This is a genomic window from Halobacillus litoralis (assembly GCF_020524085.2).
GTDB lineage: Bacteria > Bacillota > Bacilli > Bacillales > Halobacillaceae > Halobacillus > Halobacillus litoralis_E.
The window spans coordinates 2,862,485-2,876,085 of sequence record NZ_CP129016.1; the positions used below are offsets into that span (position 1 = coordinate 2,862,485).

The 13,601-nt window shown below is 42.0% G+C and carries 14 protein-coding genes; 12 read left to right on the forward strand and 2 right to left on the reverse strand.

What is annotated here, in order from left to right:
* Positions 1–12 precede the first annotated feature (12 nt).
* Together LC065_RS14680 and cspD are read right to left on the reverse strand one after the other, a co-directional pair.
* Entirely contained in the window at positions 13–690 is a 678-nt protein-coding gene (locus tag LC065_RS14680; RefSeq protein ID WP_226589701.1) for a queuosine precursor transporter, read from the reverse strand.
* A gap of 769 nt (positions 691–1,459) precedes the next feature.
* A complete protein-coding gene (gene cspD / locus LC065_RS14685) occupies positions 1,460–1,660 on the reverse strand; it encodes a cold-shock protein CspD (RefSeq protein ID WP_306163516.1) in 201 nt (66 codons plus the stop codon).
* Between the two features lie 301 nt (positions 1,661–1,961).
* On the opposite strand from cspD, the gene LC065_RS14690 reads away from it, so the two are divergent.
* The 12 genes from LC065_RS14690 (at position 1,962) to LC065_RS14745 (ending at position 13,430) form a co-directional block, all read left to right on the forward strand.
* Complete coding sequence (locus LC065_RS14690) at positions 1,962–3,632, forward strand: formate--tetrahydrofolate ligase (protein ID WP_306163517.1); 1,671 nt, start codon at positions 1,962–1,964, stop codon at positions 3,630–3,632.
* Between the two features lie 107 nt (positions 3,633–3,739).
* A complete protein-coding gene (locus LC065_RS14695) occupies positions 3,740–4,594 on the forward strand; it encodes a DUF72 domain-containing protein (protein WP_226589697.1) in 855 nt (284 codons plus the stop codon).
* 8 nt (positions 4,595–4,602) lie between these two features.
* Entirely contained in the window at positions 4,603–5,220 is a 618-nt protein-coding gene (locus LC065_RS14700; RefSeq protein ID WP_226589695.1) for an HD domain-containing protein, read from the forward strand.
* Complete coding sequence (locus LC065_RS14705) at positions 5,207–6,166, forward strand: thymidylate synthase (RefSeq protein WP_226589694.1); 960 nt, start codon at positions 5,207–5,209, stop codon at positions 6,164–6,166. The genes LC065_RS14700 and LC065_RS14705 overlap by 14 nt, the downstream gene beginning before the upstream one ends.
* Before the next feature lie 106 nt (positions 6,167–6,272).
* On the forward strand, positions 6,273–6,767 hold the full coding sequence (locus tag LC065_RS14710) for a dihydrofolate reductase (protein ID WP_226589692.1): 495 nt from the start codon (positions 6,273–6,275) through the stop codon (positions 6,765–6,767).
* A complete protein-coding gene (mobA, locus tag LC065_RS14715) occupies positions 6,767–7,366 on the forward strand; it encodes a molybdenum cofactor guanylyltransferase (RefSeq protein WP_226589691.1) in 600 nt (199 codons plus the stop codon). The genes LC065_RS14710 and mobA overlap by 1 nt, the downstream gene beginning before the upstream one ends.
* 131 nt (positions 7,367–7,497) lie before the next feature.
* Positions 7,498–7,674 carry a twin-arginine translocase TatA/TatE family subunit gene (locus LC065_RS14720; RefSeq protein WP_160913814.1) on the forward strand — a complete coding sequence of 59 codons (177 nt, stop codon included), beginning with the start codon at positions 7,498–7,500 and terminating at the stop codon, positions 7,672–7,674.
* A 46-nt stretch (positions 7,675–7,720) separates the two neighbouring features.
* Complete coding sequence (locus LC065_RS14725) at positions 7,721–7,909, forward strand: twin-arginine translocase TatA/TatE family subunit (RefSeq protein ID WP_226589690.1); 189 nt, start codon at positions 7,721–7,723, stop codon at positions 7,907–7,909.
* A 111-nt stretch (positions 7,910–8,020) separates the two neighbouring features.
* Complete coding sequence (gene tatC / locus LC065_RS14730; RefSeq protein WP_264187795.1) at positions 8,021–8,743, forward strand: twin-arginine translocase subunit TatC; 723 nt, start codon at positions 8,021–8,023, stop codon at positions 8,741–8,743.
* 183 nt (positions 8,744–8,926) lie between these two features.
* Entirely contained in the window at positions 8,927–9,145 is a 219-nt protein-coding gene (locus LC065_RS14735) for a YozE family protein (RefSeq protein ID WP_089652524.1), read from the forward strand.
* A 15-nt stretch (positions 9,146–9,160) separates the two neighbouring features.
* On the forward strand, positions 9,161–10,315 hold the full coding sequence (locus tag LC065_RS14740; protein ID WP_306163518.1) for an exonuclease SbcCD subunit D: 1,155 nt from the start codon (positions 9,161–9,163) through the stop codon (positions 10,313–10,315).
* A gap of 1 nt (position 10,316) precedes the next feature.
* Complete coding sequence (locus tag LC065_RS14745; RefSeq protein ID WP_226589685.1) at positions 10,317–13,430, forward strand: AAA family ATPase; 3,114 nt, start codon at positions 10,317–10,319, stop codon at positions 13,428–13,430.
* Positions 13,431–13,601 lie beyond the last annotated feature (171 nt).

Consider the following 13,601-nt stretch of genomic DNA (forward strand, 5'->3'; position numbering starts at 1 on the left):
CTTATGACCTCCTCAATCAGAATGTGGCATTTTTTTGGCCAAATAAAAGAATGGTGTATCCAAAGCTGCCACGACGAACTTGATGATATACGTTGTGATGAAAATCTCAAGCCAAATTTCGAAAGGATACAAACCGAAAAAAGCGATGAAACAGAATATGCTCGTATCTAACAATTGACTAATCATTGTACTCCCATTGTTCCTGATCCAAAGCGCACGATCAGAGGGGAACTGATCTTTCAGTTTAGCATATAACCATACATCAAAATATTGGCTTGCAATATAAGCAAGCATGCTGCCAAGTGCAATTCTCGGGACGAGACCAAATAACGACTGCAAGGCTGGTTGAGCGATGTCGTTTTCGCCTGGGTTGAAAAGAATGGCGAACTGCATGATGATCGTCATTATGATTAATGTGGAAAAACCTAACCACACAGCTTTTCTCGCCTCTTTTTTTCCGTATTTCTCATTGAGAATATCAGTAGCTAGAAAAGCGGTTCCATAGACAATATTTCCAAGAGTTGCATTCAGGCCGAACATCTCTACTGTTTTGACTACTTGGATATTCGCAAGGACGGTGGACATTCCGATCCAGACAAATAAGCCGGGTTTTCCGAATATGCGATAAATTCCTAGTAGTAAGCCGAAATTAATTAGTGCAAATAATATCCATAGGACTTCGTTACTCATCGTATTTCCTCCTTAGTTTTGGTATCGCGGGAGTTTACGAACCGCGGGTAAATAGAACCAACAGCGATCCATTATACGACGGTACGAGCCATTTGACAAGAATGATTTCTCTTATTCAATAATATGGCAGGTTTCTTGAATACTATGTTTCATGGCTTTTATTGAGTGGATGGGGGCTACGGAGAATAGCACGCTTTCCGCGGGAGCGCGGTGAGCCTCCTCGGACTACGTCCTGTGGGGTCTCACCCTGCACTTTTTTCCCGCAGGAGTCTCGCTATTCCCCTCCGCCCCTTTACCATGGAAGATTCTCGAATCCACTACTGCAAAAATCAGCTTGTATGGTTGAGGGAAGTGGATGATATCAACTCTTCCAAGTGGCATTTAGAACGTAAATGCTTGATACAGAGCTCTTTATGCCTGATTAGGAGGGACGAGTGGGATCCCTACTTCTTTGTAAAGGGGTTCGTTTTTCCTTACATGAGATGGGGTGGTTGGGAAGCTGCGAGACTCCCGTGGGAGAAAGGAGATAGGCGAGATCCCACAGGGCTTTAGCCCGAGGAAGCTCGCCACTCCCCCACAGGAAAGCGAGTAGCTTCCCAGCCACCCCTGACTCTCATTATGGCAAACGAAACCCGAAAGCACCTCGAAACTGAATCTTAAACAATAGGGAGCTAATCTTGAATATTGAGTGTGGGAGATATAAGGCTTGTTAGTCTTTAGAGGGAAAAGAAAAAGCAATCTCCGGAGAGATTGCTTTTTGATGATTCATCTATTCTTTCACAACGTTCGCAGCTTGTGGGCCGCGGTCGCCTTCTACGATTTCGAAAGTAACGGCTTGTCCTTCTTCTAGAGATTTGAAGCCTTCTTCATGGATAGCAGAGAAGTGTACGAATACGTCGTTTCCACCCTCAACTTGAATGAAACCGAAACCTTTTTCTGCATTGAACCATTTAACTGTACCATTTTGCATGATTTGTTCCTCCTAAATCTTGCACGTAAAACGTGTAAATTACAAATATCAGACCGAAAAAACCTCATAGAAGCACGGAACGATAAATTCCGAAGCACTTCTATGAGGAGTTACCTGTCATTTATGTTTCCGATCATGTTATTTGCTTAACCCAAATATATCGTATGTAAAAAGGTGCGTCAACAACCTGATTCTAATAAATTTCAACAACTTGTAACCGCTTCCCAGAATGGAATACTATAACTCACAACAAGAGTCAGGTACAATGATAAAAGATACATAAGGAAAGGAAAGATTTTCAATGAAATCCGATATAGAAATCGCTTTGGAAGCTAATATGAAACCAATCCATCAGATAGCAGAACAGTTAAATTTATCAGAGGAAGACTGGGAACCTTATGGGCATTATAAGGCTAAATTGTCGGACCAACTATTGAATAAACTCTCGGATCGGAAAAAAGGGAAAATCATCTTAACGACTTCAATCAACCCGACACCGGCAGGAGAAGGAAAGTCCACAGTAACGGTCGGTTTGGGGCAAGCCTTGAACAGGATGAATCAACGCGCTGTGATCGCCCTGAGAGAGCCTTCCCTCGGGCCTACGATGGGAATTAAGGGTGGAGCAGCGGGAGGGGGATACTCCCAAGTTGTACCGATGCAGGATATCAACCTGCACTTTACCGGCGATATCCATGCCATTACATCAGCTAATAACGCACTTTCTGCTTTTATCGACAATCACATTCACCAAGGAAATGAACTAAACATCGATCCGCGAAGAGTTTCATGGAAGCGTGTAATGGATTTAAATGACAGGGCTTTACGGGAAGTCATTGTAGGCCTTGGTGGCCCTGTGAAAGGAGTTCCGAGAGAAGATGGCTTTAACATCACCGTTGCTTCAGAAATTATGGCTATTCTTTGTTTAGCGAAAGATCTTGCAGACATGAAGCAAAGACTTGCTGAAATTGTCATTGGATACACCTATGACAAAAAGCCAGTTCAAGTGAAACAACTGGGAGTAGAAGGGGCGTTGACACTTCTTTTGAAGGACGCGATCAAACCAAATCTTGTCCAGACCATTGAGAATACACCAGCAATTATTCATGGAGGGCCATTTGCGAATATTGCTCACGGATGTAACAGTGTGATGGCTACAAACTTAGCTGCCAAACTTGGTGATTATGTGGTGACAGAAGCTGGTTTCGGAGCAGACCTTGGAGCAGAGAAGTTTTTGGATATTAAAACGAGAGCAGGCGACTTAGAACCTGATGCAGTCGTCATCGTAGCTACAATAAGAGCATTAAAAATGCATGGAGGTATGGAGAAAGGGGTGCTTGGGAGTGAAAACGTGGAAGCACTAAAGGATGGGATTGGAAATTTGAAGAAGCATATGGAAACTATCCAGCAGTATGAACTTCCTTTTGTTGTAGCGATCAACCAGTTCCCTTCAGATACAGAACAGGAAATTGACTTTCTCACTCGATGGTGCGAAGAGCAAGGAGTCGAAGTATCCCTAACTAACGTTTTTGCTGAAGGCGGCCAAGGTGGTATGGACCTGGCAGAGAAAGTAATGAGTGTTTGTGAGAAGAAAACCGCTCCGATGAAGTATATTTACGAATTGGAAGATTCGATAGAAGAAAAGATACGTAAAATTGCGACGAAAGTTTATGGAGCTGAAGGTGTCGAGTTTTCATCAAAAGCTGAGAAGCAGATGCGCCAACTGAGAGAGCTTGGTTATGGAGAGCTTCCTGTTTGTATGGCTAAAACTCAATATTCTTTATCTGATGATCCTAAAAAGCTTGGACGACCGCAAAACTTCAGGGTAACCGTCAGAGAGATCTACCCATCAATAGGAGCCGGTTTCATGGTCGCTCTAACAGGAGACGTCATGACCATGCCAGGGTTGCCTAAACAGCCTGCTGCTTTACGGATGGATGTAGATGACAAAGGCATCATCCATGGTTTATTCTGATACAAAGCTCGGTGATGATCTGCTATAATCATTCAAGTCGACCATTATTCATGGGTTTGAATCGAAAAGGAGAAGAAACGGTTTTATAGAAGGTAAGGGGGCTTAAAGTGACAATACGCATTGGTTTGACAGGATGGGGAGATCATCCTGCCCTTTATTCCGACAAGACGAGATCCGAGGAGAAATTATCCACGTATGCTTCGCATTTTCCTGTAGTTGAAGTGGACACAGCCTTTTATGCAATTCAGCCAGTTTCCCGTTATGAGAAATGGTTGAAAGAAACGCCTGCGTCCTTTTCATTTGTCATAAAAGCATTTCAACAGTTGACCGGTCATGACCGAGAATCAAGGACGGTGCAGGAAGCGAAGGATTTAATGAAGCGTTACGAAGAATCCATCCAGCCTGTATGGGAAAGCGGACAAGTGTATGCTCTCTTATTTCAATTTCCACCGTGGTTTGATGTGCGAAAAGAAAACATAAGAAAGCTGCGTTATATCCGGGAGTGGATGGAAGACTACCCATTGGCACTGGAATTTAGAAACCGCACGTGGTTTGAATCTTCCTATTATGACCAAACGCTTTCGTTCATGAAAGATCAACAATGGATCCACAGCATTTGTGACGAACCTCAGGCAGGAGAAGGCTCTGTTCCGCGAGTTCTTGAACCAACCCATCCTGAAAAGACATTAGTACGCTTTCACGGTCGAAACATTCACGGGTGGAACAAGAATGGTCGTAAAGACTGGCGGAAAGTGCGCTTTTTGTATAGATACAATGAGGAAGAATTACAGGAGTGGAAGGAACAGGCGTTGAAGCTCGAAGAAATAACCCCTGAAGTGACTCTTTTGTTTAACAACAATTCAGGTGGAGATGCCGCGGATAATGCTAAACAAATGCAGGAGCTACTTAATATTAAATATGAGGATCTTAATCCACGGCAAATGGACCTTTTTAACTTTTAGGAGGCAATATGGACAAAAAGGAAGCACTGGTAGCGATAAGGCATTTCGTTTATGATTTGTTCAGCGATGATACGAGCGGGCACGATTACGTTCACATGAAACGGGTGGCCTCATGGGCAGAATACATCGCAGAAAATGAGGGCGATGATCCTTTTTTATGCGAAGTGGCAGCCCTCCTTCATGATGTGGGAGACCATAAATTATTCTCTGATCCGGCACAGGCGATCCAACAAAGAGATGAACTCCTTTTTAGTATCGGTTTCACGGAAAATGAAGTAGATACGATTGCTGATGCGATTCAGACGGTATCTTTTTCAAAAGGAGCTGTCCCGAATTCTAGAATCGGAGAAATCATTCAAGATGCTGACAGGTTAGATGCCATAGGAGCGGTCGGCATTGCTCGAACCTTTGCATTTGGCGGGACGATCAATCAGCCGATATATAAGGAAGGCGAAAAGGACGCCGTTGGCCATTTTTATGAAAAACTTTTGAAACTAAGAGAATTGATGCATACCGAAAGTGGAAAGCACGAAGCCGAAAGACGCCATCAATTCATGCTTCAATACTTAGAAGAGTTCTACCGTGAACAAGATTGTAGAGAGGAGACCAGCCATGTCACAGAATGAACAAGCTTATTTAAATATGTGCGAACACGTGTTGAGAGAAGGAAACTCAAAAGAAGATCGAACAGGAACCGGTACTCTTTCTGTTTTTGGACACCAGATGCGGTTTGATCTCCAAGAAGGTTTTCCGCTCATGACCACCAAACGTGTTCCTTTTAAACTGATTGCTAGTGAACTGTTATGGTTTATAAAAGGCGATACGAACATTCGGTATTTATTGCAACACAAAAATAACATTTGGAACGAGTGGGCCTTTCAAAAGTGGGTGGAGAGTGAAGATTATCAAGGGCCTGACATGTCTGACTTTGGGCGCCGCAGTCAGAGGGATGAGGAGTTCAAAAAGCAATACAGCGAGCAGATGGATGTGTTCAAAGAAAGGATCCTTCATGACGATGCTTTCGCAAAAACATTCGGAGATTTAGGAGCGGTTTATGGAAAGCAGTGGAGGGAATGGAAAACAAGCAGAGGGCAAACCATCGATCAACTTCAAAATGTGGTTGAAAGCATAAAGAAAAACCCTGACTCCAGAAGACATATTGTCACCGCATGGAATCCAGAGGATGTCCCCTCTAACATGGCGTTGCCACCATGTCATGCTCTTTTTCAGTTTTATGTTGCGGATGGTAAATTATCATGTCAGCTGTATCAAAGAAGTGGAGACATTTTCTTAGGGGTGCCGTTCAATATTGCGAGCTATGCTTTGTTGACCCACCTGATCGCACATGAGTGTGGGTTGGAAGTCGGTGAATTTATTCATACTCTTGGCGATGCTCATATATACAGCAATCATATGAAGCAGATCACTGAACAATTATCCAGAGAACCTAGATCTTTGCCTTCGATATCCTTGAACAAGGAAAAAGAAAGCATATTCGATTTCGAAATGGAGGATATTACCATCGAGGGTTATGATCCTCATCCAAGCATAAAAGCTCCAGTAGCTGTTTAACTTGAAGTGAATCTTTATCGAGCTAGGAAGTTACCACTGAACTAGGCATGGTGCCATAAGTCATATACTTTCATTACTATAAATCTTAATAAAAGAGGTGTTAAGGATGATTTCATTTATCTTTGCCATGGATAAAAACCGATTGATCGGAAAAGACAATGATTTGCCGTGGCATATTCCGAACGACTTTAAATTCTTCAAAGACACCACATGGGGGAAAACAATCATCATGGGAAGGAAAACATTTGAGTCTTTTCCTCAACCTCTACCTGAGCGTGAGCACGTCGTAATTACAAGCAATGAAAATTACGACCGGGAAGGGTGTACAGTGATCCATTCCATTGATGAAATTCTTCAAATGGAGAAGAATAATCCCAATAAAGAATGGTTCGTCATTGGGGGAAGCGTCCTTTTCGAAAAAATGCTTCCTTATGCAGACCGTATGTATTTGACCTATATTGATGCGAGCTTTGATGGGGATACTTATTTTCCAGAGTATGACGAAACCGAGTGGACACTTGTTTCTGAGACGAAGGGTCTAAAAGATGAAAAGAACCCGTATGACTATTATTTCCGTACCTACGACCGGAAAAGCTCCTGATGCAACATAAGCATTTGTGTGGAGTGGTCCTCAATGGTGGAGGATCGACAAGAATGGGAACCGCTAAGTCCTCCTTGGCTTTCGGTTCTATGACCTCACTGGAGTTGATTGCATCGACTTTATCAAGAGTGACCGACACCATCGTAGTGAATCAGAATGAAGGAAATAACGTTCCATACCCGGTCGTCGAAGACATTTACGAAGATGCAGGCCCACTTGCTGGATTGCATGCGGTCATGAAAGAAAAAAAAGCCACATGGTTTGTCATGGCCGCATGTGACACTCCTTTTGTCAGCGAGAAGGTTTATCATCACTTGATCCAAGAGGCGGATGAATCAGTGGATGCGGTGATTCCGATCTATGAGGGACGATATCAACCGATATCCGGAGTGTATCATCACCGGATTTTAGACAAACTGGAGTCTTATCTATCTCAAGGCGGCAGGAAAGTCCTAGGGCTGTTTGATGATATAAAGGTCAAAGAACTGTCCACTTACCCTGGCATCGATCAAGAAAAGGTTTCCATGCACTTTTTTAATATGAACACCCCAGGGGAATACACGAGAGCAAGAGAGTTGTTTAAAAAGTGGAAGAGGTAGAGACAATAGAATACAACGCATGGTATGATAGGGAAGATAAAGATGGTAATAATTTTAGGTGAAGTTGTTTCTTTTCTTTGTCTACTCTTGTAAAATGGATATAAAGTACGTGTTGAAGGCGGTGAATGGACATGCTGTCAAGTATCGGAATACCAGGTCTGATTTTGATTTTGACGATTGCGTTAGTCATTTTCGGCCCGAAAAAATTGCCTGAAATCGGAAAGGCTGCTGGAGAAACGTTAAAAGAATTCAAAAATTCTGCTCGTGAACTTACAAGTGACTCTAGTGAAGAAAAAACGAACAAATAACATAAGCACAAATTTTTAAAAGACATAATTAATGGAGTGATTGACCATGTTATCAAGCATTGGTGTACCAGGTCTCATTCTGATCTTAATCATCGCACTTGTCGTTTTTGGTCCTTCTAAACTTCCTGAAATCGGGAAAGCATTTGGAAGCTCCCTTAAGGAATTTAAGAAAGCAACAGGCGACATTATGTCTGATGATGAAAGCAGTAAGTCAGAAAAGAAAACCAAAGAATAAAATGAATAAAGAAGGTGTAAGGGGTTTTCCCTTACATCTTCTTTTTGTCAGGCTCCTATCAGCCTGGAGGTGAATGTAGTGTCAGAACAAAAAATAACTCAGGATATCGAAATGAATGTGACCGATCACTTGAGCGAGTTGCGTAAACGCGTTTTATGGACGTTAGCTTTTTTTATCACTTTCTTCATTGTCGGTTTTATCTATGTTGAAAAAATACAGATATTCTTTATTAAAGATTTACCTTTTGAATTGAATATGACGAGTCCAGGTGAAATCATATGGATTATTTTCACAATAGCAAGCCTAGTAGCAATTGTAGGAACTTTGCCCATTTTATCGCTGCAGATATGGCTATTCGTCAAACCCGCTTTAACACCTAAAGAGCGGCGGGTTTCGCTTTCATATGTACCCGCGATCTTTTTACTTTTCCTTGCGGGGCTCACTTTTGGTTACATCGTATTTGTTCAGCTGATCCTGCCTTTTCTCTTGTCTCTCAATAATGGAATGTTCAATGAAATTTATACGGTGGAGCGTTATTTCCGATTTCTATTCAGAGTAACGATTCCTTTTGCGGTTCTATTTGAAATCCCCATCCTCATCATGTTCTTGACGAGTCTCGGGATCGTGAATCCCGTCTTTCTTGTGAAAGTACGTAAGTATGCGTATTTTATCTTGATCATTATCGGAACGATCATCTCCCCACCGGATTTCATCTTGCAATTGGTTGTTGCAGTTCCTTTGATTCTTTTGTATGAGGTAAGCATCATCCTATCGAGGATCGTTTATCGTAAGAAACTTCAAAATCACAGGGAATTCATGGAATCTGATGATTAGAGGTAGTCAATAAATAACGAGGCACTTGATCGGCCCAGAGATACACATCTCTGGGCTTTTTATTTGAAGTTTTTCTTCAATTTGCTAAATAGACCTGTTCTCTGTTTTGCAATAATATCTTTTGCTGTAAAGGCCGGAACATGATAAAAATAATGTAGGAATATGCGAGGAGGAACAGAACGAATGAGATCTTTTTACCACTACATGATGAGATATAGAGGGAACAAGAAAAATAATGATGAAAAGCAACTCGCTGAATGGATGTTCGATGACCACAGTTTTCCAAAACAGGCAAAATCTTATGATGAGATTAGCTCCTATTTAGAGTGGAATGCACCATTCCCTTCAGCTTTATCCGTTTTCGATCAATTATATGAGAAATACAAAATAGAAGAAGAGTAAAAGAGAGGTGAATCCATGAAGATTTTACACACGGCTGACTGGCATTTGGGGAAAATCGTGAACTATGTACATATGACAGAAGACCAACGCTATATCCTTAAGCAATTCGTTGAAGTTGTAGAGAGCGAAAAGCCGGATGTCATCATCATAGCAGGGGACCTCTACGATCGTTCCATCCCACCAAAACAAGCGGTTGAATTACTGAATGAAACCTTAACGACCCTCATCAATGATTTCCGGGTTCCTGTCCTAGCGATTTCAGGCAACCATGACAGTCCCGATCGCTTGAACTTCGGCAGTCAAATGTTCAGGAGACAAGGGCTCTTTTTAGATACGAAATTACAAAAAGATAGAGAACCTGTGACATTGTACGACCAAGACGGACCTGTCCACTTTCATCTTATTCCATATGTAGAGCCTGCTGAAGTGGCTTATGCGTTTGAAGATGAACACATTAAAACCCATCAACAGGCAGCAGAAGTTCTGATCGGGGATATCGAGCAACGTTTTAACATGGATGATCGTCATGTCTGGGTCGGTCACTCCTTTTTAGCTGGAGGGATGGAATCGGAATCTGAAGAGCGCCTCTCTATGATTGGTGGCAGCCCCTATGTGGATGCCCGTTTATTCAAAGCCTTTTCTTATGTCGCCCTCGGTCACCTTCATCAGCCCCAAAGAGTAACAGAAGATTATATACGGTACAGCGGATCGATATTGAAATATTCATTTTCTGAAGTCAATCATGCGAAATCTGTGACGCTGATTGATATGGATCGGGAAGGTTCTTGTGAAATAGAAAAAATCCCACTCACGCCGATTAGAGACTTCCAAGTCATTGAAGGTTATTTTGAAGACCTCCTTACGGGAGAAGCCACTGAACATCCTGAAAACTACTTGCATGTGCGTCTCTTAGATGATGGACAACTTGTTGATCCCATGGGCAAATTACGCAAGGTGTACCCGAATATCCTTCATTTGGAAAGACGGAGGTCAAAAACGAATCTGCAAATGGAAGAACTGCAGGAAGTGAAAAAACGTCAGAAACTTTCGCCTGCTGATCTTTTCGCATCTTTTTATGAAGACATTAAAGGGGAAGCAATCCCGCAGGAACGGAAAGAATTGATCGAACAAGCCATAGATAAGCTAAGAAAAGAAGAGAGGGGGAAATAAGATGAAAGCACTCACTCTTACGATGGCGGCTTTTGGTCCTTATCGTCATAAGCAAGTGGTGGATTTTACGACTTTAGGAGAAGAGTCGATCTTCCTCATCACCGGACCGACTGGCGCAGGGAAAACAACGATTTTTGATGCGATGTGTTTTGCCCTCTATGGACGTGCTAGTGGCAGCGATCGGGACCAGGACTCAATGCGTAGTCATTTCGCCGATTCAAACGAGCCAACCTATGTAGAATTCACTTTTGAATTACGAGGCAAAACGTACCGCATTGTGCGTATGCCAAAACAAACGAAAAAAAAGGAGCGTGGTGAGGGTTGGAAAGAGGAGCCTGCCCGTGCCGACTTTTATATCCATCAAGGTGATGAAGAGAAACTGGTAGCATCGAAAATTAAAGAAGTGAACGAACACATTGAAGACATCCTTGGTCTTGATTATGAACAATTCCGGAAAATGATCATGATTCCACAAGGTGAATTCCGAAAATTAATCTCTGAAAACAGTAAAGAGAGAGAGGAAATCTTGCAACGTATCTTTAAAACAGAATTCTTCGCTGAAGTGACTGACTACTTCAAGAAACAGTCGAAGGAACTGGAAACAGAGATCAAGCAATTTGAATGGAAAATTTCTCAGGAGAAAGAGAGAATCGTTTGGGGCGAAGAAGCAGACAGTGAATTGGAGAACGAAGAACTTTCAAAAGTCCGAGAACGCTTGAGTCAACGGATCAATCATCAAATAGAATGGATGACGGAACAAAAAAACTATATGAATCAACTCAAGCAAACGACCGATCACATGCAAAACCAGTATTTCGAATCAAAACAGCTCCTGGATTTATTTGAAGAAAGAGACAAGTTGTCCACGGAACGTCAGAATCTTAACGAACATTCAACTGTTATCAAAGGTCTGGAGAAAGAATATGCTCTTGCAAAACAGGCAGCGGAGGTCCGTTCGTATGAGAAGCAGTATGAAGAACGAAAAAGTGAGCTTGAGCAGCTCCTTTCGAGTCAAAAAGAGAGAAAAGAAACTTACAATCGTGTGAAATCGGAGTTTGATAAGGTTCAGGAAGAGTATGTAAAAGAAGCAGATCAACAAGAAAACCGTGAACAGTTAAAAGAATCCTGGCAGCAAAAATTGAGAGAAAAAGAGCATTTAGAAGAGTTTTTGAAAAAGAATCAAGGACTAAAAAATCTCGAAAAAGAGATGGCCAATCATCGACGTGCCCTCTCAGGCTTGAATGAAACGGAACAAAAGATTCTAGATGACACAAAGTGGATGAAAGAAAAATTGAAAGGCGAAAGGACTTTAAGAGAAGCGGCTTATGAGAAAAAGCAGTCCTATCAGACCCTGAAATTAAGAAAAGAAACCATTGAACGCTTATCCAAAGAATGGCTTCAGTTGGCAAAGCTCCGCTCACGTTATCAGTCTGTTTCCAAACACTATCAGGAAAGGAAACAAACGTCACAAAAAGCCAAAGAATCCTATGAAAAAGCATTGGATGAAATAAGAAAACATCATGCATACACCTTATCCTTACATTTAAGTGATGACACACCGTGTCCTGTGTGCGGTTCATCAGACCACCCACACCCGGCAGGGAAACCGGATGGTGTGATGAGTGAAGAACAGGTGGAGCGACTTAGAGAGAGGCATGGAGAAGCTGAGCAATCTTTCGAGAAAGCACAAGATGAATTAGTTCAGGTGAAATCTGAAGGAGAAGCCCAGCGTCAATTGACAGAAAGTTTGTGGAGTGATTTAAAAATAGAACATGAACTCTCTGAAGATTCGATCGAAAAAGAAAGACAAATCTGCGTTTGGAATATGGAAAAGGTCTTCAAAGAATATAACGACCTTAAAGAACAAATTGAAGACTTGCAATCCACCGAGAAAAAAATGGACCAGATGGATCAACAACTGGAATCACTAAAAAAAGAAAAAGACGCACTTCAACAAAAAATCAATGACCAACAGCAGGAGCAAACCAAACGAAAAACAGAGTTGGAATCATTGAAAGAAAATCTGCCTTCCACGACCGAACATCCTGATATATTAGTAGAAGAAGCGGCCAAGCTTGAAAAGTCATTCAAAGAAGCAGATGAAAAATGGAAAGAAATCCAAAGCTTATATCAAAGCAAAAGGGACGAATGGCAGAAAATCCAAACAGCTGTAGAAGAAGGTCAGAAATACTTGGAGCAGGCGGAGAAGGCTTTAGAACAACGGAAAACGGAATTTGATCAAACGCTTGTTCAATTTTCTTTTGACTCAATCGAGCAATATCAATCGGCTATACGAACACCTCAAAAAATGGAACAAATGATTAACGAAATTCAGCAGCACCAACAACGGGTTCAGGTTGTCAACGAGCATTTGGAAGAATTGGACCAGAAGCTAAAAGAAAAAGACCGTCCAGAATTACATGCCGTTCAGGAGAAGTTGGAAGAAATGCAGGAAAAACTGAACGAGCAGCGGGAAATGGTTAATCATCTTCATATGTCTCTACAACAAAATGAGTCCATTCGAGACAACATCCGAGCGCTGGTAGAAGAACAAGGGGAGCTTGCTGCAAAATATTACGATATTGCTGAGCTTGCTCAGATTTCCAACGGGGACAATCATTTACGTCTCTCATTGGAGAGGTATGTGCTAGCCTCTTATTTGGATGAAATTCTCATACAGGCCAATTTGCGCCTCGATCAGATGACGGACCACCGTTATCAACTGATCCGAAGTGATTCTATAGCTAAGCGCGGTGCTCAAAGTGGGCTCGATCTTGAAGTGATTGATCATCATACGGGTCAACAGCGTTCAGTAAGAACATTATCTGGTGGGGAAGGTTTCAAAACATCCTTAAGTTTAGCTCTTGGAATGGCTGATGTCGTTCAGGCCCATGCTGGAGGTGTTCAATTGGACACATTGTTCATCGATGAAGGCTTTGGAACGCTTGATGACCTTTCGTTAGAACAAGCGATTGGCTGCCTTAGAAGTTTGCAGGACGGCAACAGGATGCTCGGTATTATTTCCCACGTGCAGCAATTGAAAGAGGAAATTCCTGCGAAGTTGCAGATTGATGCAGGACCTGAAGGATCGAAAGTGGAATTTGTTTTTCAATAAAAGGAGGAAGGAATATTTCCTCCTCTTCGGATGGTCTTGTCTAAAAAGCGCCAAGGTACAGCATAAATCTCTTCATTCGCTAGTCGTATTTAAAGAATTTAGAAAGATACCTGTCATATTTTGCGCTTGCCCGGGAAATATCTTAAATTTCCCATGGGAAATGCTCATGTA